Annotated in this window: 28 protein-coding genes and 2 pseudogenes; 29 read left to right on the top strand and 1 reads right to left on the bottom strand. The window is 40.0% G+C overall.

Going from position 1 to position 23,614, the window contains the following annotated elements:
- The first annotated feature begins 9 nt into the window (after positions 1–9).
- The 9 genes and pseudogenes from H8S07_RS04360 (at position 10) to H8S07_RS04320 (ending at position 5,930) form a co-directional block, all read left to right on the top strand.
- The gene (locus tag H8S07_RS04360; protein WP_186855505.1) at positions 10–897 is read left to right on the top strand and encodes an aldo/keto reductase; all 888 of its coding nucleotides are present in this window, start codon (positions 10–12) and stop codon (positions 895–897) included.
- An 18-nt stretch (positions 898–915) separates the two neighbouring features.
- Positions 916–1,548: a flavodoxin family protein gene (locus H8S07_RS04355; RefSeq protein WP_006427000.1), complete on the top strand. Its 633-nt coding sequence runs from the start codon at positions 916–918 to the stop codon at positions 1,546–1,548.
- 45 nt (positions 1,549–1,593) lie between these two features.
- Positions 1,594–2,217, top strand: a complete 624-nt coding sequence (locus H8S07_RS04350; protein ID WP_186855504.1) for a flavodoxin — start codon at positions 1,594–1,596, stop codon at positions 2,215–2,217.
- A gap of 144 nt (positions 2,218–2,361) precedes the next feature.
- Entirely contained in the window at positions 2,362–3,363 is a 1,002-nt protein-coding gene (locus tag H8S07_RS04345) for an aldo/keto reductase (RefSeq protein WP_186855503.1), read from the top strand.
- A 128-nt stretch (positions 3,364–3,491) separates the two neighbouring features.
- Complete coding sequence (locus tag H8S07_RS04340; RefSeq protein ID WP_186855502.1) at positions 3,492–3,995, top strand: flavodoxin; 504 nt, start codon at positions 3,492–3,494, stop codon at positions 3,993–3,995.
- A gap of 20 nt (positions 3,996–4,015) precedes the next feature.
- A complete protein-coding gene (locus H8S07_RS04335) occupies positions 4,016–4,570 on the top strand; it encodes a flavin reductase family protein (RefSeq protein WP_186855501.1) in 555 nt (184 codons plus the stop codon).
- 34 nt (positions 4,571–4,604) lie between these two features.
- Positions 4,605–5,030: pseudogene (locus H8S07_RS04330) on the top strand (recombinase family protein); the annotation flags it as partial.
- A gap of 312 nt (positions 5,031–5,342) precedes the next feature.
- Positions 5,343–5,606, top strand: a complete 264-nt coding sequence (locus H8S07_RS04325; protein WP_186855500.1) for a hypothetical protein — start codon at positions 5,343–5,345, stop codon at positions 5,604–5,606.
- A gap of 66 nt (positions 5,607–5,672) precedes the next feature.
- A complete protein-coding gene (locus H8S07_RS04320) occupies positions 5,673–5,930 on the top strand; it encodes a hypothetical protein (RefSeq protein ID WP_186855499.1) in 258 nt (85 codons plus the stop codon).
- Between the two features lie 514 nt (positions 5,931–6,444).
- On the opposite strand, the gene H8S07_RS04315 is transcribed toward H8S07_RS04320, so the two are convergent.
- Positions 6,445–7,578: an ROK family transcriptional regulator gene (locus H8S07_RS04315; RefSeq protein WP_186855498.1), complete on the bottom strand. Its 1,134-nt coding sequence runs from the start codon at positions 7,576–7,578 to the stop codon at positions 6,445–6,447.
- 351 nt (positions 7,579–7,929) lie between these two features.
- Between H8S07_RS04315 and H8S07_RS04310 the strand changes: the two genes are divergently transcribed.
- The 20 genes and pseudogenes from H8S07_RS04310 to H8S07_RS04220 all read left to right on the top strand — a co-directional run bounded on the left by H8S07_RS04310 (position 7,930) and on the right by H8S07_RS04220 (position 23,605).
- Complete coding sequence (locus tag H8S07_RS04310) at positions 7,930–9,546, top strand: mannitol dehydrogenase family protein (RefSeq protein ID WP_118288047.1); 1,617 nt, start codon at positions 7,930–7,932, stop codon at positions 9,544–9,546.
- A 130-nt stretch (positions 9,547–9,676) separates the two neighbouring features.
- A complete protein-coding gene (locus H8S07_RS04305) occupies positions 9,677–11,035 on the top strand; it encodes a GntP family permease (RefSeq protein ID WP_186855497.1) in 1,359 nt (452 codons plus the stop codon).
- Between the two features lie 10 nt (positions 11,036–11,045).
- Positions 11,046–12,278: a carbohydrate kinase family protein gene (locus H8S07_RS04300; RefSeq protein WP_186855496.1), complete on the top strand. Its 1,233-nt coding sequence runs from the start codon at positions 11,046–11,048 to the stop codon at positions 12,276–12,278.
- Positions 12,275–12,667, top strand: coding sequence for a VOC family protein (locus tag H8S07_RS04295; protein WP_118661226.1), 393 nt, complete (start codon positions 12,275–12,277; stop codon positions 12,665–12,667). The genes H8S07_RS04300 and H8S07_RS04295 overlap by 4 nt, the downstream gene beginning before the upstream one ends.
- A 257-nt stretch (positions 12,668–12,924) precedes the next feature.
- On the top strand, positions 12,925–13,113 hold the full coding sequence (locus tag H8S07_RS04290) for a hypothetical protein (protein WP_186855495.1): 189 nt from the start codon (positions 12,925–12,927) through the stop codon (positions 13,111–13,113).
- 19 nt (positions 13,114–13,132) lie between these two features.
- Positions 13,133–13,444, top strand: coding sequence for a recombinase family protein (locus tag H8S07_RS14380; RefSeq protein WP_243175964.1), 312 nt, complete (start codon positions 13,133–13,135; stop codon positions 13,442–13,444).
- Positions 13,445–13,587: 143 nt separating this feature from the next.
- The gene (locus H8S07_RS14375) at positions 13,588–13,812 is read left to right on the top strand and encodes a hypothetical protein (protein WP_199692551.1); all 225 of its coding nucleotides are present in this window, start codon (positions 13,588–13,590) and stop codon (positions 13,810–13,812) included.
- On the top strand, positions 13,813–13,956 hold the full coding sequence (locus tag H8S07_RS04280; RefSeq protein WP_158580507.1) for a hypothetical protein: 144 nt from the start codon (positions 13,813–13,815) through the stop codon (positions 13,954–13,956).
- Positions 13,957–14,516: 560 nt separating this feature from the next.
- A complete protein-coding gene (locus tag H8S07_RS04275; RefSeq protein ID WP_147366245.1) occupies positions 14,517–14,702 on the top strand; it encodes a hypothetical protein in 186 nt (61 codons plus the stop codon).
- 89 nt (positions 14,703–14,791) lie between these two features.
- Positions 14,792–14,976, top strand: a pseudogene (locus tag H8S07_RS14870) (toxin HicA); the annotation flags it as partial.
- Complete coding sequence (locus H8S07_RS04265; protein ID WP_186855553.1) at positions 14,960–15,322, top strand: type II toxin-antitoxin system HicB family antitoxin; 363 nt, start codon at positions 14,960–14,962, stop codon at positions 15,320–15,322. The pseudogene H8S07_RS14870 and the gene H8S07_RS04265, both read left to right, overlap by 17 nt.
- 158 nt (positions 15,323–15,480) lie before the next feature.
- Entirely contained in the window at positions 15,481–15,735 is a 255-nt protein-coding gene (locus H8S07_RS04260) for a DUF2399 domain-containing protein (protein WP_186855494.1), read from the top strand.
- Positions 15,732–16,205, top strand: coding sequence for a GNAT family N-acetyltransferase (locus tag H8S07_RS04255; RefSeq protein ID WP_118661207.1), 474 nt, complete (start codon positions 15,732–15,734; stop codon positions 16,203–16,205). The genes H8S07_RS04260 and H8S07_RS04255 overlap by 4 nt, the downstream gene beginning before the upstream one ends.
- 52 nt (positions 16,206–16,257) lie before the next feature.
- A complete protein-coding gene (locus H8S07_RS04250; RefSeq protein ID WP_186855493.1) occupies positions 16,258–16,656 on the top strand; it encodes a hypothetical protein in 399 nt (132 codons plus the stop codon).
- Between the two features lie 424 nt (positions 16,657–17,080).
- A complete protein-coding gene (locus tag H8S07_RS04245; protein ID WP_186855492.1) occupies positions 17,081–18,439 on the top strand; it encodes an MATE family efflux transporter in 1,359 nt (452 codons plus the stop codon).
- Positions 18,432–19,757 (top strand): MATE family efflux transporter, encoded by a 1,326-nt coding sequence (locus tag H8S07_RS04240; protein ID WP_186855491.1) that lies wholly within the window; start codon positions 18,432–18,434, stop codon positions 19,755–19,757. The genes H8S07_RS04245 and H8S07_RS04240 overlap by 8 nt, the downstream gene beginning before the upstream one ends.
- Before the next feature lie 343 nt (positions 19,758–20,100).
- Positions 20,101–20,238, top strand: a complete 138-nt coding sequence (locus H8S07_RS04235; RefSeq protein WP_243175962.1) for a hypothetical protein — start codon at positions 20,101–20,103, stop codon at positions 20,236–20,238.
- Positions 20,235–20,831 (top strand): recombinase family protein, encoded by a 597-nt coding sequence (locus H8S07_RS04230; protein ID WP_243112156.1) that lies wholly within the window; start codon positions 20,235–20,237, stop codon positions 20,829–20,831. The genes H8S07_RS04235 and H8S07_RS04230 overlap by 4 nt, the downstream gene beginning before the upstream one ends.
- A 26-nt stretch (positions 20,832–20,857) precedes the next feature.
- Complete coding sequence (locus H8S07_RS04225) at positions 20,858–21,757, top strand: endo alpha-1,4 polygalactosaminidase (protein ID WP_243059776.1); 900 nt, start codon at positions 20,858–20,860, stop codon at positions 21,755–21,757.
- A 507-nt stretch (positions 21,758–22,264) separates the two neighbouring features.
- Positions 22,265–23,605 carry a TrkH family potassium uptake protein gene (locus H8S07_RS04220; RefSeq protein ID WP_186855490.1) on the top strand — a complete coding sequence of 447 codons (1,341 nt, stop codon included), beginning with the start codon at positions 22,265–22,267 and terminating at the stop codon, positions 23,603–23,605.
- Positions 23,606–23,614: the final 9 nt, after the last annotated feature.

The raw sequence follows: 23,614 nt of genomic DNA, 5'->3' as shown, positions 1-23,614 counted from the left end.
GATACGACAATGGAATATATTTCATTAAATAATGGTGTAAAAATGCCAATACTGGGATATGGCGTATATCAGGTAACAAAAGAGGAATGTGAAAGATGTGTGCTTGATGCTTTAAAAGTTGGATACCGGGCGATTGATACAGCACAGAGTTATTTTAATGAGGAAGAGGTTGGGAATGCAATCCAAAAGTCAGGCATTCCAAGAGAAGAAATCTTCCTTACAACAAAGGTGTGGGTTGAACATTATGGATATGAAGAAGCAAAGAAATCAGTTCTTGAATCCATGAAAAAGTTAAAGACAGATTATCTGGATCTGGTATTGCTTCACCAGCCATTTTCAGATACTTACGGTGCTTACCATGCATTGGAAGATCTGTACGATGAGGGAAAAATCAGAGCAATCGGAATTTCCAACTTTTATGTAGACAGAATGGTTGATTTTGCATCCTTCAACCGCATTAAACCTATGGTAAATCAGGTGGAAACCCACATCTTCAATCAGCAGAAAGAGATGAAGGAATGGGCAGACAAATATGATATCCGGTTAGAAGCATGGGCACCATTCGGTGAGGGCAGAGGAGGCACCTTTGAGAATCCTGTCATCGCAGAGATTGCAGAAAAATATCAGAAGACTCCGGCACAGGTTATGCTTCGCTGGCATATTCAGAGAGGGGTAGTGGTTATTCCGAAATCAACACACATTGAGAGAATGGAAGAAAACTTTAATGTTTTTGATTTCACACTTTCTGATGAAGATATGAAGACTATTGCAGAACTGGACAAGAAGACAAGCTCCTTCTTCTCGCATCAGGATCCGAATATGGTGGAATGGTTCGTGAAGATGGTTGAGGAAAGAAAAAAGAATAATGACAGTTCAAAAGAAAAAAAGAACTGGTAAGCATAAGAGGAAAAATCAATGAAAGTATTACTTGTCAATGGCAGTCCACACAAAAATGGCTGTACTTATACAGCTCTTTGTGAAGTATCCAGTGCATTAAATGAAAATGGCATAAGTACAGATATTTTTTGGATTGGAAACAAGCCGATTTCAGGATGTATTGCCTGCAGAAAATGTCAGGAAAAAAATAAATGCATCCTGGATGATATCGTGAATGAATTTCTGGAAATAGCAGGGGATTATGACGGATTCGTATTTGGAACTCCGGTACACTGGGGTGGTGCAGGCGGTGCAATCACATCCTTTATGGACAGAGTCTTTTATGCCGATTTAAACGGTGGCGGCGACAGATTCCGCCTGAAACCTGCCGCTGTGGTAATTTCAGCAAGAAGGGCCGGAACAACGGCTACATGGGACCAGGTAAATAAATATTTTGGTCTGATGCAGATGCCGATCATTACATCGAGATATTGGAATATGGTACATGGGACGAATCCGGATGAAGTAAAACAGGATCTCGAAGGAATGCAGGTTATGCAGATCCTTGGAAACAATATGGCATATTTCATTAACTGTAAAAATGTTGCGACAAAAATGGGAATTGAAATGCCAAAGGCACCGGATTTTGTATTTACCAATTTCATCCGATAGAAATTAGCGTGACAAACATTTTATACGACAGGAGGTGACCTTAGAATGAAAACAAAGAAAATAGCAGCAGTACTCTTAACATGCATCATGGCAATCGGTTTGATGGCAGGATGTGGAGCAAGCAATACAAACCAGTCTGCTTCTAATAATGACAGCCAGTCTGCAAGTACAAACCAGTCTGGAAATGAAAAAACATTGGGTGTATATTATTCAGCTTCAGGAAATACAAAAGATGTTGCTGAAAAGATAGCAAAAATTACAGAGGCAGATCTGTTTGAAATAGAGCCTGTGGAGCCATATACAGATGATGACCTTGACTGGACAGATGATGACAGCCGGGTGTCAAGAGAACATGATGATGAGAGCTTAAGAGATGTGGAACTGGTATCTACAACAGTTGATAACTGGGATTCATATGATACGGTATACATTGGCTATCCTATCTGGTGGGGAATTGCAGCATGGCCAGTAGATAACTTTGTAAAAGAGAATGACTTTACAGGAAAAACAGTCATCCCATTCTGTACAGCAGCGACCTCGGGAATCGGTGACAGCGGTAATCTTCTGGAAGAGATGACAGGAACAGGTGACTGGAAAGAAGGGGAACGATTCCATGGTGGAGCGTCTGAATCAGATATCAGTTCATGGATAGACAGTCTTGGATTATAAAAGAATATAAAAATATTTGGAGGAATCGTAATAAGTAAGACATAACCTTTAGGTTTAAACTGCCTAACAAAGAGAGACTTCTGTCCGGAGTCTCTTTTTCTTATACTTACAGTAAAGTTTGAAATATAGAAAAGGAAGATAAAGATGGAGATAAGAATTTTAGGAAGAGACTTAGAAGTATCAGAAATCGGATTTGGATGTATGGGAATGAGTCATGCATATGGAACTGTTTCAACACAGAAAGAAGCAGAAGAATTGATTGAAAAAGCGATCGATGAAGGCTGCACATTTTTTGATACGGCAGAGATATACGGAACAACAGAAGACCCTCATCACAATGAAAAACTGCTTGGGGAAGTGTTAAGGCCATATAGAAACAAAATTGTCCTTGCATCAAAGTGTGGGATACGTTTTGATGAAACTGCAACAACTGTAAATAAACCTTTGATTCCTGATGGACGACCGGAGACGATTAAAGCATCGATTGAGGGATCTTTAATGAGACTTAACACAGACCATCTTGATTTATATTATATTCATCGTATTGACATGACTGTACCGATTGAAGAGACGGCAGGAGCTATGAAGGAGTTAATGGAGCAGGGAAAAATCACACACTGGGGGGTATCAGAAGCCAGTGAAGAGATTATTCGACGTGCACATAAAGTATGCCCGGTTACAGCGATTCAGAACAGATATTCCATGATGTACAGGGATTATGAGAAATTATTCCCGGTGCTTGAAGAATTGAAAATAGGATTTGTTGCATTTTCGCCGCTTGCAAATGGATTACTGACAGCAGCATATCATTCCCATGGGGAATTTGAAAAGCCGGGAGATTATCGAAGCGCAATGCCACAGTTTACAGAAGAAGGATTAAAGGAAAATAATGAATTTATGTCCTGGATGAAAGTGATTGCAGAAGAAAAAAATGCCACGCCTGCACAGATTTCTCTTGCATGGATGCTTGCAAAGAAACCATATATCGTACCAATTCCGGGAACAAGAAAAGTAAATAGACTGGAAGAAAATATGGAATCAGCAGATATAAAGCTGACTCAGGATGAAGTAAAATCTATTGATGAGATGCTTGCCCATATTCCGATGTCGCAGGTGTTTGGAGGTTCAAAAATACAGAAGAAATAAAAGAGGTGAGCAATGAAAATAAGGAAAAAGATAACCATCGAGGTAATAGTGGCTTTCTTGGCGGTAGTCATGGTGGGTTATATCTATCTGTTTACAGGGGTTAAAATAAGTAAAGGAGAATAGAGATAATGAAGAAAATGTTAGTTGTATATTATTCCTGGTCAAATGGAAACACGAAAAGAATTGCAGAGCAGCTGACTAATGGGACAGGTGCAGATATTACGAGAATCGAAACAACAGAGCCATACAGCGGCAGTCATGAAGATGTGGTTGAACAGGGAAAAAGAGAGGTAGAGGCAGGCTTTATGCCTCAGATCAATCCGATATCTGTAAATCTTGCTGATTATGATGTGATTGCTATCGGAACTCCAACGTGGTGGTATACGATGGCACCTGCAGTGCTTACATTTTTGACAACAAATGATTTTACAGGAAAGACAGTGATTCCATTTATGACAAATGGTGGATGGCCGGGGCATGTTATAAAAGATATGGAGGAAAATTGCAAAGGAGCTGCCTTTGCACATGAAATGCAGATTCAGTTTGATTCCAAAGGAAAAGATCATCTGGAAACTTCAGAAGAGGTGATTACAGAATGGATTGGGCAGATAAATACTGATATAAACAAATAACCATAAGGAGAAATAAAACAATGAGAAAAAATTTTGGAGCAAAGCCATTTTTATATCCACAGCCGGTTATGATTCTGGGAACCTATGATGAAAATGGAAAGGCAAATGCAATGAACGCTGCATGGGGCGGAATTGTAGGTGCAAATGAGATTATTGTAGATTTGTCTGCCCATAAGACAACAGACAATATTATAAAAAATAAGGCTTTTACAGTAGGGGTGGCAGATCTTGAACATCTGGTTGCCTGCGATTATGTGGGAATTGTTTCTGCAAATAAAGAAGCAGATAAGATGAAAAAAGCAGGCTTTACTACAACGAAAGGTGAATTTGTAAATGCACCAATCATCAATGAACTTCCATTGACTCTTGAGTGTGAACTTGTAAAAGTCATTGATGGCAGCAAGTATCTTGCGGAAATTAAAAATGTAAGTGTAGATGAGAAATATCTCGGTGATGACGGAGAAATTGATCTTAGTAAATTTACACCAATTACATATGACCCGGTACATCACGGATATTACCGACTTGGAGAACGTGTGGGAAATGCTTTTAAGGATGGAACACAGTTAAAATAAGGATAGGTGATTAAAGTGAAAAAAATTGTACAGACAGCAGATGGACAGTCTGGATATCATGGATAAATTTTATGAGAAGAAATATCAGGATATGGAGACAAGGTTATACCGTTTGTATGATGAGATTGAAGGCGTGGAGAACAGTATAGAGGAAGTCAAGAACCGCCTGTTGAATATCCGGCAACAGAAAATATCAGAAGAAAACGTCTATCAATTTCTTTTATTTTTTGATAAACTATATGATAAGTTCACCGACCTGGAGAAGAAAGAATTTCTTAACAGCTTTGTGGAACAGGTGGACATTTACGAGCAGGAGCAGCCAGATGGCAGATTCCTGAAGCACATAAAGTTCCGTTTTCCGGTGTATTTTGGAGACAGGGAGACACAGGAACTTTGTTGGGATAACGAAAGTACCGTTGAGACGGTTGTATTGATGTCAAAGGTGAACCCAGGCAAGTAAGAATAATGTGGTAAATTAAAGGCTTTTCAGAGAGCTATCGTTAGTGAGTACGATTAGTTACTGGAAAGCCTTTCTTTTTATGTGAAGTAATGACTTTGTGGAAACTGGTCCATAATGCAGGGTTGACACTAGGGGATAGATAACAAGAGAAAATGAACCCTGGGGTTCATCCTATAACGATAGTAGAAATAAGAAAAACAGCGACCGGAGAGTTGGTATCCGGTCGCTGCAGGTTGATTAAAGCTGCAGGCATTTCTGGAAGGACGATATGCAAAAGGAGAATCCGGACAAAATGCAGGTCCAGGAGGCGGAATGCCAGATGGAAATGATCCGGATGGAAACGAAATGGTGGAATCTTATGAAAGTGATATCGCCTCTATCGAGGATGGTGACAAATACGGAAATAATATTGTAGACCTGTATAATCCAATCAACTATATTGGAGATGAAGATACAGAAAGCTCGACATGGACCAGAATTGTAATGGGTGCATCCGAAGGTGATATGTCGCTATTTGCTTCTATGAACATGCAGATTGCATGGCTTAACAGCGGAACAGATGTCAGACTGGAATGAAAGTGGGATGGTGGACATGTTCCGTCTGAAATTTTTGGGGAATCACTGACACTTTATGTTGATGAAATGTATGGACAATATGTGGAAGGAGCTGCGGAAGTAACAAAAGCAGCAGCGCAGACTCAGACAGAAAACGGAACTGCCACAGAAACAACAGGAACCAGTAAAGCAACTCCGGGGTTTGATGTTATGGATTATGGGCAGGAAACCTATGAATTTGGTTCTTCGACACAGGATGCGAGACACTTTGACAAGTATGTGTTGAAGGTACTGCAGGAAGATGCGGAAACCTTAAGTGAACTGTTTAATTCTGAAGAAAAATAACAGTAAACTTACGTCAGTATGAGTATAGGAAGGTTAAGAAGCAGATATGAAGATTATATCCAGTTATGACGTAGAACTGCGAAACAGAATATCCCGATCCGCCAGACACTGGATATTTATCGTTCTGCGGTCAGCTGCCTGATTGAGATCTATGCCCAGACATGGGATGAACTGGCAGTGATCACGGAACCTAAAAAACGTTTCAATACCGACTTAAAAGAACTATTTTCAGAAATGGAACTCTTAAGAGTAGCATAAACACAGGCAGATATACAGCGGACTACCTGTGGTGTGGGAATCTGCCATATCTGGCATGGAAAAAGGCGCATGACTGCGCATATCCTAAGTTACAGGCGTATCCGCCGATATTTAGCCTTGTCGCTTAAAGCGACCGAGGAGCATGTGACTTTAGCCATGTGAGATCCACGAAGAGAATATCATTTTCAACTAACAATTCGGTAATGTTCATAAAGAACTGACGGTATACGAATAAGATTATGCAGCGTAATATTTATTATATTGAATGTATAAATTGATTTACATAGAACAATGCAGCCCCGATAGCAGGAGTGTATTGTCCATTTGTGCCAACAAAAATGTGCTCTTTGTTTAATGCGAATGGTGAGGAAACATTGATATGTTTAGTCAGGTAGGCAATGTCGTCCTCTAAAAAATATGGTGCCAGATAACCACTGATGATAATAGGCGCATCAATAATTAAATTAAGGTTTTTCATGGCAAAGGCCAGGTGATGGAGATAATCTTTCCAGATTTGTGTAAGCTGGGGAGATTTTTTTTCGCGTAAAAGAGAGAAAAAGTCTTTTATATTCATACCGGCAGCCTGTTCCAGAGCGTTGGCGGAACAGTAAGTTTCCAGACAGCCGCGGTTTCCGCAATAACAGAGCGGTCCATCTGGATTAATACAGATATGTTCGATCGTGCCGCTGTGCATAGAACTTCCCTGATGAATCTGGTGGTTTGTGATGATAGCGCCTCCGAGATTACGATTCAGTAGAAAGACAACGGCGCTGTCAAGTTCTGGGTGTTTCCATAATTCCAGAAAGGCAGCAGACTTTGAATCATGTTCCAAATAACATGGATAAGGCAGATAACGGGAAAAGTCCTCCAGTATCATGCCTGTATTGTTCATGATATTTCCATACAGCACAGTAGAGTGATCAGGGGAGGTGATTCCTTGTGTAGCGATGGAAACACCAAGTATCTTTTCTTCATCATACTGATTTGTGGCAATGAATTCTTTGATTTTATCGGTGACCTGCTTATAGTAATCCGGCGTGTTGGAATATGGAAATGGAATGGTATTGGTATAGAGTGCATTTCCGTACAGGTCAACGGCAGTGATATGGAACATATTCTTTAAAATACCAATGCCAATGGAAATTCTGAAGTCAGATACAATCTGAATCGCATTTGCTTTTCTTCCGCCGGTGGATTCGAAATATCCATTTTTTTCTATTAAGCCATCCTGCTCTAACAGGTTCAGATTCTGGCTTACGGTGGACAATCCCATCTGTAAATCCTGAACGATCTGGCGCTTGGATGTTATTTTTTTTCTGTAGATGTATTGATAAACTTTTGATCTGTTTATTTTTTTTACGCTGATATTGGTTAAACCTTTTTCACTCATAAGATTCTCCTGATTCTGTTATGGTAGCTGTTTTATAAATTATATATTTGATATAGTCTGGCAGAGCGCAAAAACTTGCCAGATTTTCTGGATTATATTATTTCCTGAATTGTTATAGATAGAGTTAAGTTCTAGCTTTATGTATATTGTAGTATATAGAAAATGAAAATGCAATAACGATAATAAGAACAGTAATGGTCAATATAACTGGTAAAAATACACAAAATAAGATTGAAAAAATTATACTTTTTGTCAATAGACTTTTATATAGGGAGGATATATACTCGACTTACAGTTAAGATATAAGCGTAAGTTTAAAACATAACAAAAAGAAAACAAGGAGGATATATCATGAAATTATCACTGAATGGAATCAAAGAACAGGAAGCATGGGAAAAGGCCGGAATCACTCTGCCAGGTTATGACGTAGAGGCTGTTTCTGAGAAAGCGAAGAAAGAACCTGGTTGGGTACATTTTGGAATTGGAAATATTTTCCGTGTATTTATCGGTGGTATTGCTGACGGCCTTCTGGAAGAGGGCGTGCTTAACCGTGGCATTACATGTATAGAGACTTTTGATTATGATGTAGTAGACAAGATTTATGATCCATATGACAACCTGGGATTAAGCGTAATCCTGCATGGTGATGGAACACGTGAATACAAAGTAATAGGAGCTCTTGCAGAAGCAGTAAAAGCACAGTCTTCAGACCCGGCACACTGGAATCGGCTGAAAGAAATCTTTACTAGCAAATCCCTGCAGATGGTTTCCTTTACAATCACAGAGAAAGGTTACGCATTACAAAAAGCTGACGGGACATGGTTTCCGTTTGTAGAAGCTGATATCAAAAATGGTCCGGATAAAGCAACAGGTGCAATGGCAGTTCTGGTTGCGATGCTTTATGAAAGATATAAAGCAGGCAGATATCCAATTGCTCTGGTTTCCATGGATAACTGCTCACAGAATGGTGCGAAACTTCGTGAATCTGTACTGACTATGACAGAAGAGTGGAAGAAAGTCGGATTCGTAGATGAAGGATTCGTAAATTATGTAAGTGATGAGAAAATTGTTGCGTTCCCATGGACGATGATCGATAAGATCACACCTCGTCCAAGCGAGCAGATTGCAGCGGACCTTGAGAATCTTGGCGTTGAGAATATGCAGCCGGTTATCACAAGTAAGAAAACATATATTGCACCATTTGTTAATGCAGAGAAACCGCAGTATCTCGTAATTGAAGATAACTTCCCGAACGGCCGTCCGGCTCTGGAGAAAGGTTTCGGTGTATATATGGCTGACAGAAATACGGTTAACCTTTCTGAGCGTATGAAAGTAACAGTATGTCTGAACCCTGTACATTCTGCAACAGGTCCGCTGGGTGTGGTTCTTGGATATGATCTGTTTGCGCATATGCTGAACACAAACGAAGATATGATGAAGATGGCGCGCATGATTGCTTATGATGAAGGTCTTCCGGTAGTCGCAAACCCGGGAATCCTTTCTCCGCAGGCATTTGTGGATGAACTTTTTAATGAGCGTTTCCCGAATGAGTATCTGGGAGATACAAACCTTCGTTTGGCCGTAGATGTATCTCAGATGGTTGGTATCCGATTCGGTGAGACAATTAAAGCATATGTAGCGAAATTCGGAGACGCCTCCAGACTGACAGCTATTCCTTTGGGAATCGCAGGATGGCTTAGATATATGCTTGGTGTGGATGATGAAGGAAATAAATTTGAACTTGCACCAGACCCAATGAACGAGGAACTTCAGGAACAGTTTAAGGATATCGTAGTAGGAAAAACGGAGACATTCAAAGATCAGCTCAAACCGATCCTTTCCAATGAGCGTCTGTTCTTCACTGACCTTTACAAAGATGGAGTTGGTGAAAAGATTGAAGAAATGTTCCGCGAAATGCTCGCAGGACCTGGGGCTGTAAGAGCAACAATACATAAATATGTTGGCTAATTGCAGGTATAGTGATAATGAAAAAATCGGCGTCTTACAAAATTATGTAAGTATGCCGAGGACTCGAAGTGATTGAGAAACTTTTGAATATAAAATGTAATAGAAGTAGAGGTTCAGGAGGAAAAAGAAAATGACAGAAGCGGTATTTGTGGCGGAGCCATCAAGGCTGTTGATTGCGGCAGCAGTCGGAATAGTATTATTATTGCTGCTTATTATCAAATTTAAAATTCACCCGGTATTATCCCTGTTGATTTCAGCTTTGTTTATTGGGCTCGGAGCCGGAATGCCAGTTCCAACTCTGGTCAGCACAGTAGAAAAGGGTGCCGGTGAAACACTGCAGGGAATCGTGTTACTGATTGGTCTGGGTTCTTTGTTTGGCGGAATTCTGGAAGTATCGGGTGGTGCGCAGTGTGTTGCACAGACACTGGTAAATAAATTCAGCGAAAAGAAGGCAGGAATCGCACTTGGAATCACAGGACTGGTAGTTGGAACTACGGTATTTTTTGAGGCAGGCGTTGTGATTTTGATTCCGCTGGCATTTGGGCTTGCAAAGAAAACAAAGAAATCTACCTTATGTTATGTAATTCCGTTGCTGGCAGGTCTTGCAACAGGCTTTGCATTTATCCCGCCATCAGCCGGGTCTGTACTTGTTGCAAATATGCTGAATGTTGACCTGGGAGTTATGATCGCAGTAGGTGTACCTGTAGGAATCCTTTCCCTGCTCTTTGCCGGAATTTTGTGGTCAAATTTTATCGGCAGTCGTATTAGCACAGGACTTCCATCAAATATTCAGGAAGTCAGGGTGGAAGAGGAGGCAAATCTTCCGGCATTTTCTACAGTATTATGTATCATTCTTGTTCCGCTGGTTTTGATCCTTCTGAGTACCATTTCCACTTATGTTCCGGGAATTGATGCAGTACGTCCGGTATTGGAATTCCTCGGAACACCTTTTGTGGCCTTGATTATTGCAGTATTATTTGCAATGTATTTTCTTGGAAAAAGACAGGGATATGATGGAGAACAGTTAAAGAAGATCATGGACCGTTCACTTCGTCCTACAGGTCAGATTCTTCTGGTTATCACTGGAGGAGGAATTATCCGCTGGATTTTACAGGATTGCGGCATGGGCGATATCATTGGACCTGCACTTGAGAAAAGTGGACTTCCACTGATACTTGTAGCTTTTCTGATTGCGGCCTTGATTCGTGCCTCTGTAGGTGCGGCGGTAGTAGCTATGACGATGGCAGCGGGAATTATGGCGGCTATGCCGGGAGTTGCAGGATTATCTCCGGTTTATCTGGCGGCTATGGTCTGTGCGATTAACGGCGGTGCTACGGCATTCAGCCATGTCAATGATTCTGGCTTCTGGCTGGTAAGTTCTCTGCTGGAGATAGATGAAAAGACAACATTGAAATCATGGACAATGATGGAAACGATTATAGGACTTACAGGTCTGATCTGTGCAATTGTGATCAGCCTGTTTGCTTAGGGGGAGACAGATGATTGCAAAAGTAGTTTTGGGAACAATGCAGAATGCAAGAAAGCTGGTAAGCATTGTGGAAGCAATTCCATATGATGCGGAATTATGCGCTGGACGTTATGTGGTAAATGCAAAATCTATGCTTGGTGTTTTGAGTATGCCGGATTTTGAAACGGGCGAACTTCATGTTCATACAGATAATGCTAAGGAATGTGAAGAGATTCTGTTTAAACTGTTAGAGGCAGGACTTCTGATGGATACGAACGATGCAGTTTGTCGGTCAATCTATGACATCACAACTTTTGGGGAGATTCTGATTGATTTTACATCTCAGGGAAAAAATGAGGATGGACAGATGCTGTATGCGAGAAACCCGGGAGGAGCACCGGCAAATGTAGCGGTGGCGGCAGGAAGACTGGGAGCACATACTGCATTTATCGGAAAAGCCGGAAATGATATGCAAGGGAAATTTCTGCGCTCTGTATTAGAGAAAGAAAATGTTGATATAAAAGGCATGCTTATGGATGATAAGTATTTTACGACACTGGCGTTTGTGGAAGTGAGTGAAAGCGGTGAGCGTACATTTGCTTTTGCAAGAAAACCGGGAGCAGATACAAAGATTCAGAAAGAGGAGTTGGATATTGATATTCTGGATCAGACGTATATTTTCCATGTGGGTTCGCTGTCACTTACAGAACAGCCAGCGAGAGATACCACATTCTATGCGGTAAAAAGAGCAAAGAATAAGGGAAGCATTATTTCCTATGATCCAAATTACAGGGCATCTCTGTGGGAAAATGAAGAAACAGCGATAGAGAATATGAGAAGTCTGATTCCATATGTCGATATCATGAAAATCTCTGATGAAGAAATAGAACTTTTGACAGGATATCAGAATATGATGGAAGCAGTTGAGGAATTGTATCGTCAGGGTGTAAAAATCATAGCTGTTACTCTTGGTGGAAATGGAGCTTATATTTACAATAAAGAAGGCGGATGCATGGTTCCGGGATTTACGGTAGAGCATGTGGCTGATACCAATGGAGCAGGTGATTCGTTTTGGGGTGGCTTCTTATATAAGATCAGTCAGTCGGATAAACAATTAGATGAACTGACTCAGAAAGAACTAGCAGAGTATGCCCTGTTTGGAAATGCAGTGGCGAGTCTTTGCGTGGAGAAAAAAGGGGCAATCCCGGCTATGCCGAAGCTTTCACAGGTAGAAGAGAGATTGGAGGATTCAAAATGGAAATGAAGTTAAAAGAACAGTTGAATGGAATTCAGCATGTTGGAATTCCAACAAATGATATTGAAAAAACCATTCGTTTTTATGAGACACTGGGATTTGAGGTTGCCTTCCAGACAGTAAATGAAGGGGCAGACGAGAAGGTAGCTTTTTTAAAATTGAATACACTTGTAATCGAGACATATGAGAATAAGGCTGCTAAAATGGAAGACGGTGCGATTGACCATATTGCAATCGATGTAAAAGATATTGAGAAAGTGTATGAAATGATCAGTGAGGCTGGTTTAAATACAACGAAAGATACCGTACATTTCCTGCCTTTCTGGGAAAACGGAGTTAAATTCTTTACGATTGAAGGACCAAATAAAGAAAAAGTGGAATTTAGTCAGTATTTATAATAGTAAAACAAGTTATGCAGAAAGGCGTGAGTCATAGAAATGTGGCTTGCGTCTTTTTTGTCTGGAAAGGAAGTGGGGTAGAATGGCACAAGTCTTTCGTGTAGAACAAAACAGGAATAATTTTATTCTTATCAAGTTTTTAAATAGATAGTATAGTAAATGTAGGAAAATTACGAAATGGAGATTTGAAACGTAAACAGACTATGATAAAAATATTAATTATAGATGGTTTTTCCATAGTAAAAAATTTGAGGAGTATGAAAGTCAGGACACCGGTTACAGCTATGAAGGCAAGTCTGGATATGCTTGAAAGAGAAGGAATTCACAGCAAATATCTGGATTTAAAGGAAGGTGATGAGGTCGTGGAATGCGACCTCATTATTATAGAGGAATCTCTCCTCATCAGAACACCCCATGTATCCTGGAGTGGAATCTCTTTCCGGTAACGTGAAAATGGGATTACAGATGAAAATGAAACGTGGAGAACTGGTAGGCTTTAATGGTTGTTTTGGTTATGATTATCATCAGGATACAAAGACAATTACTGTAAATGAAACAGAAGCAGAAATAGTCAGACTCATATATGATATGTATTTGCAGGAAAATGGATGTGGCACGATTGCCAAACGGCTGGTAGAACTCGGGATTAAAAATAAGCGTGGCACGGTGGAATGGCATGACCATGGAGTTATGGGAATGATTAAAAATGAGAAGTATAAAGGTGATGTGCTTCTTGGAAAGACATTTTCACTATTGAATCAAAAAAAAGTAGGTTAACAGATCTGCTGATTGATGGTAAAATAGAACAGGAAGATTATGATGAAAAGAAACTGAGTTTTCAGCGGAAACTTCATCAGATTACGGAAGAAAAGGCTTATCTGGAAGAGAATATCGGACAGCAGAAGAATATAAGAAAGCGCATGTCACAGCTTCGACAGACACTGGAAAATGAAAATGCCCTGGATGAATTTGACAGAATCGTGTTTGAGAGCATTGTAGAAAAGGTAATTGTTGGTGGGTATGATGCAGAAGGTAATCCAACACCATATAAACTGACATTTGTACTTAAGTGCAATCAGACATTAAAGGTAGATAATGCGAAAGCAGACTACAGAGCAAATCAGAAAGGGAAAAAGGTGTCATAAATGGAGCAGAATAAGGCAGAGCGATTGAATGAAAATGTAACTGAAAAAATGTGCTCATCAGACGGTAACGTGGTTGGGAAAATGTGTTCCCCAGCCGATACCGATACATGTGGAGACGGTCTGTTCGCTGTCAAGAAAAGATAAATAAGAGCTGAAAAGTGGCGTATTTCCGGGCTTTTTGCGAGGTTAGTATCATCAGAGAAGCCTTGCGGAAAGCTCGGTTTTCTTGTATGGAAACATATCTACTTTTTAGTCTGACTGGAGAAAAAGTGGATGGTCGAAAAAAGCGGTAGGGTTTAGGCTGTGGATTAGATGTCATAGGTTGTGGCACTGAAATTGTTATCAGAGCCGACCGCAGTTTAAGCCACTCGATTCTATGAGCCAGACTTGGCAGTGGAATAGATAACAGGAGGAAGAAGATTTTTGTCTTGTAGATTCAGAAGAAAGAATACCTTTTGAAGAAACAGATATAGATTATAAACAGTTAAAATTAAATATGAATCAGGGAATTAAGGGCATTTAGGGCAAAATAAGCAAAAAGAAATGTTACCAGAGCAGGAGAAATAACAAAGCTAGCTGCCAGAGTACATAAAATTTTGCTTTTTTACACTGACTGCCCTTTTTTATGTATCAACATTTTAGCTGATACAGATATAAGTTTTTTCCGAATTTGGGACAAAGTCAAAAATAAAAGTCAAGAAAGTATGAGGTATGATTATGAGAATATGGAAATGCTTGTACCGTTTGTAAAAGAATCGGTAGGAGAAAGTAATCTGCCGGACAGAACACTAACAATGGAGAAAACGGATGGAGAGATCGCAGAAGATAATCTGGACTGGGAGAAAGAAACTGATATGGATGCAGCACTGGATTTTGCAGACAGTTTTTAGATGGTTATGAAATAGAAGTAAAATGAAATATTTTGGAATGAACAATAGAATATTGACACCATATATGACACCATATATAATGTAAATGGGAGGTATTGGAAAGCTACGGATACGAAATGAATGCACCAAGAAGTGGAAGCAGTCATTCACTTTCAGAAAGCAATGGTGTATGCCAATTACAATACCAAAGCATGAACCAATCAAGAAAGTATATGTAGAAATGATAAGGCAGATTGTAGAAAGCGAGGCGAAGAATGATGAAGATGCTGAATGATTATATGGCAATGTCCTATCGTATGGAAATTGTGGAAGACAAGGATGAAGGCGGATTTGTAGTTTCTTATCCGGATTTGCCTGGTTGCATTACTTGTGGTGAGACAGTGGAGAGTGCGGTAGCAAATGCACTGGATGCAAAAAAAGCATGGATTGAAGCTGCATTAGAGAATGGTGTAGAGATTCATGAGCCAGACAGTCTGGAAAACTATTCTGGACAGTTTAAATTGAGAATTCCGAGAAGCCTGCACAGATCACTGACAGAACATTCTCAGAGAGAAGGTATCAGTATGAATCAGTATTGTGTGTATCTTCTTTCCAGAAATGATGCAGTGTTCTCAAAATAAATGTTGTCAAACTTATTCTTTGAGCTTGCCAAGTTTGAATAGCTTGAAAAATTGCAGAAAAAGCCCATGAATAAAGGCTTTGTGGGCAGTTGAAAAGACCAAATGGAGTTGAAAAAATTTTTTCTCTTGTTTATATTCCAGATTCACCTGCAAATTTCGTGAAATCAGTAGATCTGGATCCGGAAGGTATACTGATTGCACAGAAGCTATCACGGTATTATAAAGGAGAATTTCATTACTGGCATATGGAAACGGAAGATTATGAGATGTGTAAGTCAGAGGAAGGTATATCGCCGAAGCGGATGAGGATATTGGAGCGGATTACAGATGATAGATTGAAACCGGTGGTGGAAAGAATTAAAGCGTATGAGACTGCCAGGTATCAGGAGATGTTGATGGAGGAGAGAAAATGATGATCAGAGACGCAAAAGAAAAAGATATTCCGAGAATTTTAAAGTTATTAGAACAGGTACTGCAAATTCATGCAGATATAAGACCTGATATTTTTATCCCAGGTACAACAAAATATACGATAGACGAATTGAGAGAGCTTTTAAAAAATGAAGAAAAGCCAATATATGTTGCGGTGGATGAAGCCGATGTTTGTGTAGGGTATGCATTTTGCCAATTACAGGAGCAGCCTGTTTCAAATAATATGGTGCCGTTTAAGTCGTTCTATATCGATGATTTATGTGTTGATCAAGAAGTGCGGGGGCAGCATATTGGTGAAAGGCTGTTTGAATATGTAAAAAACGAAGCAAAGCAACGGGGGTGCTATGAAGTGACATTGAATGTATGGACAGGAAATACTTCAGCAGAGAGATTTTATGAGAGAATGGGAATGCGAACGAAAAAAAGAGAAATGGAATACACGGATCTGTAAAACGATAGCTTGAAACATTAGATTGTGAGATGAAGGCAAGGGGAAATGAAATATGACAACAAATCATCTGATTTTAGATTTTTCACATGTATATTGTGACGAGAAGATTCCAAAGAATGATAAAGTGCATTGGATGGACTGTTCTGATATTACGGAATGTGATTTATATTGTTCCAAACGTGCAGAAGAAATCAGAGCGAGAATTGCGCCCTATGGCATTCATGGAATTCATTTTTGGGATTCTGGAAATTATCACTATGTAACAGGCATCATGACGACATTGATTAAACAGAAAATTTCTTTGATTTTGCTTGACCATCATACAGATATGCAAAAACCGATGATTGAGCAAATGACAAGCTGTGGTGACTGGGCAGGAAAAGTATTAAAAACAAATCCATGGTTAGTAAGAAGTCGAAATAAGCCTGTATCAGACAATTTTAGGCATTAACCAGAGAGATATCGGTAGAGAAAACAGAAGTTTAAAAATGCGGAAACTCAAGAATTATTGATGCTTGACAGTCTACTTCAAGTTTGCTATAATATCAAGCGTAAAATTTTGGTGGACTTTTCCGGATTCGGTCATCTTTTTGCCACACAGCTATCTTGTGATAGTTGTGTGGCTTTTTTTGTTGTCCGTATCTCGGAAGTGTTAGCAGAATGGCGGACTATATCTGTATGGAAAATATTTTTTTGTCTCTTATCAAGACGCGCCATAGTGTACGGGCTTAGCGTCGGGGCAATTGCATTGGGGTATCCGGCCCAGGAAGCCGGTCAGCCCGCAGCACGCAAACAAAACAATATTGTTCGGATGTAATGTTCCGCTGTCCGGCGCATTTTTTTGCACCGGACAATTTGTGGAGAGGAGGGAAAGTATGCAGACCAATAATAAAATGGCGGTTGCTCCTGTTGGAAGGCTCATTTGGCAAATGTCGATGCCGCCGCTAATCTCCATGTTCCTGCAATATTCCTATAATATGATAGACAGTGCGTTTATAGCGCGGTTGAGTGAGAATGCACTAACAGCTGTTTCTCTGTCATTCCCGATTACAACACTGATGAATGCGGCGTCTATCTGGATCGGTGTCGGCGTGAATGTACTGATTGCAGGGTATCTTGGGGAGAAAAAGCAGGATGAGGCAAATACCACCGTCACACATGGATTGTTACTGGCCTTTGGAATTGGTGCTTTGTTCAATCTTCTGTCATTATTGATTATGAAATCCTACTTTGGGGCATTCACCAATAATGAAGAAATTTATCAGCTGAGTATTGCCTATATGAGCGTATGTTCGTTCATGCAAATTCCCAATATGGTGCATATCGCAATCCAGAAGATGATACAGGCTACCGGGAACATGGTTGCTCCCATGTGGTTCCAGATTGCAGGAGTGGTCGTTAATTTTATATTCGACCCACTTCTAATTTTTGGTATTGGTGTTTTTCCGGCTATGGGAATCCGTGGTGCTGCAGTGGCTACTGTTGCGGGCTATTTGTTATCCATGATTTTGGCATTTGCCTTGCTGCTGGGAAAGAAGCAGAAAGTGCAGATCAAGATCAAAGGATTTCATTTGCAAAAGTGGCTGATTGGTCGTATTTTCGCTCTTGGACTACCGTCTTTCATTATGAATGCCCTTAGTTCTTTTATGGTGACTTTTGTAAACTTTTTTCTGGTCGCCTATTCCAATACGGCAATCGCTTTCTTCGGTGCGTATTTTAAGGTACAGCAGTTGATCGTTATGACGGTGAACGGCTTGATCCAGGGCTGTTTGCCTATTATGCGGTTTAACTACGGTGCGAGCAACAGAGAGAGGCTGCACTCCGCCTTCCGACACGGAACCGCTTTGGTCTCCGGTATGATGATACTGGGAACATTGACCATAATTCTCTTTCCGGCGCAGCTTTTGGGATTATTTACGGCGTCGGAAGCCATGCGCTCCTTTGGAATATCCGCAATGCGGATTATGTCGGTCAGTTACCTATTCTGCGGATGGTCTACCATGATCTCCACCTATCTCCAGGCCACAGAACAGGTCATTCCAAGTATGCTGATCCAGCTGCTGCGGCAGTTTCTGCTGCTCATTCCATTCATGCGGGGCCTGGAAAAACTCCTGAAGATAACAGGAATCTGGCTGTCCTTCCCTGTGACAGAAACGGCAACATTCGTTCTGGCGTTTCTGATCTTTCGAGCAGGCAGAAAAAAAGAAACACTGGAGGCAATCACGAATGAATGAAACTTTTATGAAAGAAAAGCCGGTACTGCCGCTGATGCTGTCTATGGCACTACCCATGGTGCTTTCCATGATGGTCAATTCCCTATACAACATTATCGACAGCTTTTTCGTCTCGCAGATCAGCGAGGAAGCTATGACGGCATTATCCCTGGTTTACCCGGTTCAAAATGTCATCAATGCTGTCGGAATTGGATTTGGCATTGGAATAAACGCAGTCATCGCCTTCTATCTGGGTGCTGGAGATAACAGGGAAGCGGATCGGGTTGCTACGCAGGGGCTTGTGCTTGCCGTGATTCATGGCGTTGTCATGACAGTCTGCTGTATCGCAATGATGCCAGCTTTTTTAGGAATGTTCACTTCATCCGAGACAGTGATTGAACTTGGCGTTCGCTATTGTGTTGTTGCATTCGCTTTTACATTGGTTATCATTGTTGGTGTAACATTCGAGAAAATATTCCAGGCAGTAGGAAATATGAAAACAACCATGATAAGCCTGATGTGTGGGTGCATCACAAACATTGTCTTCGACCCCATTCTGATTTTTGGCTATGGCCCATTCCCGGCAATGGGAATCGAAGGTGCTGCGCTGGCAACCGGCATCGGGCAAGCTCTGACGCTGGCGATTTATCTGGTTGTTTATTTTGTGCGGCCAATCCGCGTACATATTCGCAGACAGCACATTCTGCCCGGAAAAGGAATGGTATGGAAGCTATATTCAATCGGCATTCCTGCCACCTTGAATCTTGCGCTTCCGTCTCTTTTGATTTCGGCGCTCAATGCTATTTTAGCAGCATATTCTGAAGTGTATATTTTGGTTTTGGGAATCTATTACAAATTACAGACTTTCATCTATCTGCCGGCGAATGGCGTTGTACAGGGAATGCGCCCCCTGATCGGCTATAACTACGGCGCAGGCGAGAACAAAAGGGTCAGTCAGATTTATAAGATCGTCTTGTGCATGAGCGGTATCATTATGGTACTTGGAACAGTGATATGCCTTCTGATCCCCAGCCAGCTTATGGGACTGTTTACCCACACAGAAGCAACGATTCAAGCCGGGGAAACGGCCCTGCGTATCATCGGTGCTGGGTTTATCGTTTCTGCGGTTTCCGTTACATCTTCCGGCGCATTGGAGGGACTTGGAAAAGGCACACCTTCATTATTGATTTCCCTTTGTCGGTATGTAGTGCTTATCATTCCGGTTGCACTTTTACTCAGCAGGCTTTTCGGAGCAGTTGGTGTCTGGAATGCGTTTTGGATCACGGAAGCGATTACCGCGATCCTATCCCTTTTCATTTACCTCAAGGCAATCGCATAACCCACAATGGCGGCCGAAAGACATGAACATCGTCCTGCTCCACTACGCCGGATAATCTGCAGCTTTCCTAAAGCGAACGGCTATTATATTATGGTATAATGGAGATAGCGGCAAATTCAATTTGTTGAGCACATGAAAATTTCAGTTGGCAGAATTCAAAATTTAATATGAAAGGCGAGATAGAGCGTATGGAAATAAACTATACGCTTTATTTTCTTGCCTTTTTTGAAAAAGTAATTAAAAAAACTATTGACATTTTGTTACTGGAAAAGCAACATTATCTGTTGTTGATAAACATGGCAAACATTATATTGTTAGTCGTATATACGGAGAACAGAGTAATGTGGAGATTGGTGGACGTAGTGGATTCATCTTCAATACAAAGCATGGACGTCCGATTATGCCAGCGGGAGTGAACAGCTTTCTGAAAAAAATAAGCGTGGCACAGTGGAGTGGCATGACCATGGAGTTATGGGAATGATTAAAAATGAGAAGTATAAAGGTGATGTGCTTCTTGGAAAGACATTTACAGTTGATCCGATTTCAAAGAGAAGACTTGCTAATATGGGAGAGGAAAATCAATATTATATTCGGGATCACCATGAAGCAATCGTATCAAGAGAAATCTGGGATAAAGCAGAAGAGATTCGATTGAAGCGTGCCAAACCAAAGCTGATGCAGACAACTGGAAACAGAGAGCGTTATACAAGACGGTTCACATTCAGCAGTATGCTTGAATGTGGGTATTGTGGTCATAAATTATCCAGAAGGACAAGACATCAAACGACTACAACGAAAAAACCTGTCTGGCAGTGTATGAATGCTACAAAAAACGGGATTGATAATTGTCCGAACTGCAAGGCGGTAGATGAAGTGATTATTGAAAACGCTTTTCTGGAAGCATTCCGGCTTCTGACTGATAATTTTGATGATGTTCTCCAATCGGTGCTGAATACGATTGAGGATATTTTAAAGGATGATACCGAACTGAAAAGGGTAAAACAGCTGGAAAAAGACATTTCCACTATTGAATCGAAAAAAAGCAGGTTAACAGATCTGCTGATTGATGGTTAAATAAACAGAAAGGAAAGGATAGTACAATGCGTAGGAAAATATTGATATTTCTATTGACAATGATCCTGGTTCTTAACGCAGTACCACAGGGCACACAATTGTTCGCTACAACCGAAGCCTCAACAAGCACAGTGATAACTAAAGTACCGGTAACTGCAAGGAATAAGCAACATTCAAATATTAATAAAAAGAAAAAAGAATATGGTGTCTTCTTGAGCATAGATGCATCAGAAATGAAAAAACTCTATGATTACAAAGAAGTGGTCATAGATGCTCAATATTTTTCAAAGAGAGATATTCAAACCTTGCATAAAAAAGGCGTTAAGGTTAATACGTATTTGAATGTCGGCTCTATTGAGAACTTTAGAAAGTATTACAAGGATTATGAGCATCTTGCGATAGGTGATTATGAAAACTGGGATGAAGAGAAATGGATCAATGTTTCTAGCCTAGAATGGCAGAAGTTTATAAAAGGATTATCTGGAAAGTTATTAAAAAAAGACGTGGATGGGTTCTTTATAGATAATTGCGATGTTTATTGCTATGCTAAAACAAAGAAAAATTTTGTTGGTCTTGTTAAAATATTAAGAAATATCAAGTCACTTAAAAAAGAAGTTATTATTAATGGTGGCGATGTTTTCGTAAAAAAATATAAAAGTCAATACGGAACTATGAAGAGCATTATGACAGATGTTAATCAGGAGTCTGTCTGGAGTAGGATTCTATTTAACAAAAACACATTCGGTAAGCAACCGAAGGATGTACATAAATATTTCTCAAATTATGTAAAGTTATGCAAAAAAGATGGAATGAGAGTGTATCTGTTAGAATATACGAAGGATAAAAAATTAATATCTAAGATTAAAAAGTATTGTAATAACAATAAATTTAAGTACTATATTTCAGATTCAATAGAGCTAGACTAATACAGTGTGTCATGCATATATATAAAAGCATAAGTGCGAATTATGTTTTCATAGAGAAATGATTGTTTCAAGTCTTTTTTATTATAGTGTTATGATAAAAGACATAATGGTATAGAAAGAAGAATAATATCAATGCATTTATTGAATTTAAATAACTTCATTTAAAACGGAATCGGAATAAGATGGAACGCTTTAGATAATTATACGGAATATCACTTAGCCCGCTGTCACTTGCGGTAGCGAGAATAATTTTGGCTCTATAAACTTTTTAGGGGTTTTGTAAAAATCAGCTTTAACGAAGTTTGTGGTGTTTATGAAAAAAGAAAGACGATAATCATTTTACACACATTGAATTGATTATCGTCTTTTTAATTGGAATCAAAGAGTAACTTCTGCTCATCTTTATACAATCTTAATTTCAAAACAAACTTACTTACGCCCATTTAATACAAATAAAGATAGAATAAAGCAATATAAAAAAGAAATTAAGATTATGAGGATATAGTTATGCAACAGACAAACAGATCAAGACATCGACATATAACATCATTTCAAGTGATTAGTTTAGGATTTTTATCCGTGATTCTCTTAGGCAGTCTGCTTTTGATGCTGCCGATTGCTACAAAAAGCGGTCAGTGTACCTCCTTTTTGGATGCTTTGTTTACCGCAACTTCTGCGGTTTGTGTGACGGGACTGGTTGTTTATGATACGGCAACCTACTGGTCTTTATTTGGCCAAGGAGTTATTTTACTGCTGATTCAAATCGGAGGTATGGGAATTATTACGATTGCTATTGCGATTGCTGTTGTTTCCGGACGCAAAATCGGGTTGATGCAGCGAAGTACCATGCAAGAGGCAATTTCGGCTCCAACGGTGGGTGGTATTGTGCGGAGAACGCAATTTATTATTCGGACTACTATTCTTATCGAAATCATTGGTGCGGTTCTTTTAGCCCCTGTTTTTTGCAGGGACTTTGGGTTTTGGAAAGGAATATGGTATTCACTGTTCCATTCTATTTCTGCTTTTTGCAATGCAGGATTTGATTTAATCGGTATAAGAGCTCCTTTTTCCTCGTTGACCTCTTATTCTGTACAGCCGATTGTAAATCTTGTAATTATGATGCTGATTATTGCAGGAGGTATTGGATTCCTTACCTGGGAGGATATAAAGAATCATAAATGGCATTTTAAAAAATACCGGATGCAAAGCAAGGTGATTTTTATGGTAACAGGAATATTGATATTCTTACCGGCTCTTTACTTTTTTTATTTTGAGTTTTCAAATGTGCCTCTTACAGAAAGAGTATGGGTTTCTTTGTTTCAATCCGTTACGCCGAGAACAGCAGGATTCAATACGGCAGATTTGACTTTACTCAGTGAAGTTGGGCAAATGCTTATCATTATGCTGATGCTCATCGGTGGCTCGCCTGGTTCCACTGCAGGTGGTATGAAAACGACAACTCTTGCAGTTCTCGTTTCATCGGCATTATCTGTATTTAGAAAAAAGGAACACACCCATTTTTTCGGCAGACAAATTCCGGATGGCACTATCAGAAATGCAGCTACGATTTTTTTAATGTATATCGTTTTATTCCTTGTCGGAGGAATGGTAATTTGCAGAACAGAAGATATTCCACTTATGACCGCTTTGTTTGAGACGGCGTCGGCAATTGGGACGGTAGGGTTATCGCTGGGAATAACTCCTGACCTGGGGGTTTTTTCCCATATAATCTTGATTTGCTTGATGTTTTTTGGCAGAGTGGGAGGATTGACCTTGATTTTTGCCACCGTTTCTGAAAAAAAGCCTAACGGTTCAAAATATCCTCAGGAAAAAATTACAGTAGGTTAAGGAGAATAA

The sequence above is a fragment of the Dorea hominis genome, from assembly GCF_014287705.1.
GTDB classification, from domain to species: Bacteria; Bacillota; Clostridia; order Lachnospirales; family Lachnospiraceae; genus Dorea_D; species Dorea_D hominis.
The sequence above is the reverse complement of the archived record's forward strand: the minus strand, read 5'-3'. Positions and strand labels throughout refer to the sequence as shown.

Bases quoted from the DNA above. Each gene is read 5' to 3' on its own strand.
- H8S07_RS04360 (WP_186855505.1), top strand. From the start codon at position 10: ATGGAATATATTTCATTAAATAATGGTGTAAAAATGCCAATACTGGGA.
- H8S07_RS04355 (WP_006427000.1), top strand. From the start codon at position 916: ATGAAAGTATTACTTGTCAATGGCAGTCCACACAAAAATGGCTGTACT.
- H8S07_RS04350 (WP_186855504.1), top strand. From the start codon at position 1,594: ATGAAAACAAAGAAAATAGCAGCAGTACTCTTAACATGCATCATGGCA.
- H8S07_RS04345 (WP_186855503.1), top strand. From the start codon at position 2,362: ATGGAGATAAGAATTTTAGGAAGAGACTTAGAAGTATCAGAAATCGGA.
- H8S07_RS04340 (WP_186855502.1), top strand. From the start codon at position 3,492: ATGAAGAAAATGTTAGTTGTATATTATTCCTGGTCAAATGGAAACACG.
- H8S07_RS04335 (WP_186855501.1), top strand. From the start codon at position 4,016: ATGAGAAAAAATTTTGGAGCAAAGCCATTTTTATATCCACAGCCGGTT.
- H8S07_RS04325 (WP_186855500.1), top strand. From the start codon at position 5,343: ATGCCAGATGGAAATGATCCGGATGGAAACGAAATGGTGGAATCTTAT.
- H8S07_RS04320 (WP_186855499.1), top strand. From the start codon at position 5,673: ATGTATGGACAATATGTGGAAGGAGCTGCGGAAGTAACAAAAGCAGCA.
- H8S07_RS04315 (WP_186855498.1), bottom strand. From the start codon at position 7,578: ATGAGTGAAAAAGGTTTAACCAATATCAGCGTAAAAAAAATAAACAGA.
- H8S07_RS04310 (WP_118288047.1), top strand. From the start codon at position 7,930: ATGAAATTATCACTGAATGGAATCAAAGAACAGGAAGCATGGGAAAAG.
- H8S07_RS04305 (WP_186855497.1), top strand. From the start codon at position 9,677: ATGACAGAAGCGGTATTTGTGGCGGAGCCATCAAGGCTGTTGATTGCG.
- H8S07_RS04300 (WP_186855496.1), top strand. From the start codon at position 11,046: ATGATTGCAAAAGTAGTTTTGGGAACAATGCAGAATGCAAGAAAGCTG.
- H8S07_RS04295 (WP_118661226.1), top strand. From the start codon at position 12,275: ATGAAGTTAAAAGAACAGTTGAATGGAATTCAGCATGTTGGAATTCCA.
- H8S07_RS04290 (WP_186855495.1), top strand. From the start codon at position 12,925: ATGAAAGTCAGGACACCGGTTACAGCTATGAAGGCAAGTCTGGATATG.
- H8S07_RS14380 (WP_243175964.1), top strand. From the start codon at position 13,133: ATGAAAATGAAACGTGGAGAACTGGTAGGCTTTAATGGTTGTTTTGGT.
- H8S07_RS14375 (WP_199692551.1), top strand. From the start codon at position 13,588: ATGTCACAGCTTCGACAGACACTGGAAAATGAAAATGCCCTGGATGAA.
- H8S07_RS04280 (WP_158580507.1), top strand. From the start codon at position 13,813: ATGGAGCAGAATAAGGCAGAGCGATTGAATGAAAATGTAACTGAAAAA.
- H8S07_RS04275 (WP_147366245.1), top strand. From the start codon at position 14,517: ATGAGGTATGATTATGAGAATATGGAAATGCTTGTACCGTTTGTAAAA.
- H8S07_RS04265 (WP_186855553.1), top strand. From the start codon at position 14,960: ATGAAGATGCTGAATGATTATATGGCAATGTCCTATCGTATGGAAATT.
- H8S07_RS04255 (WP_118661207.1), top strand. From the start codon at position 15,732: ATGATGATCAGAGACGCAAAAGAAAAAGATATTCCGAGAATTTTAAAG.
- H8S07_RS04250 (WP_186855493.1), top strand. From the start codon at position 16,258: ATGACAACAAATCATCTGATTTTAGATTTTTCACATGTATATTGTGAC.
- H8S07_RS04245 (WP_186855492.1), top strand. From the start codon at position 17,081: ATGCAGACCAATAATAAAATGGCGGTTGCTCCTGTTGGAAGGCTCATT.
- H8S07_RS04240 (WP_186855491.1), top strand. From the start codon at position 18,432: ATGAATGAAACTTTTATGAAAGAAAAGCCGGTACTGCCGCTGATGCTG.
- H8S07_RS04230 (WP_243112156.1), top strand. From the start codon at position 20,235: ATGATTAAAAATGAGAAGTATAAAGGTGATGTGCTTCTTGGAAAGACA.
- H8S07_RS04225 (WP_243059776.1), top strand. From the start codon at position 20,858: ATGCGTAGGAAAATATTGATATTTCTATTGACAATGATCCTGGTTCTT.
- H8S07_RS04220 (WP_186855490.1), top strand. From the start codon at position 22,265: ATGCAACAGACAAACAGATCAAGACATCGACATATAACATCATTTCAA.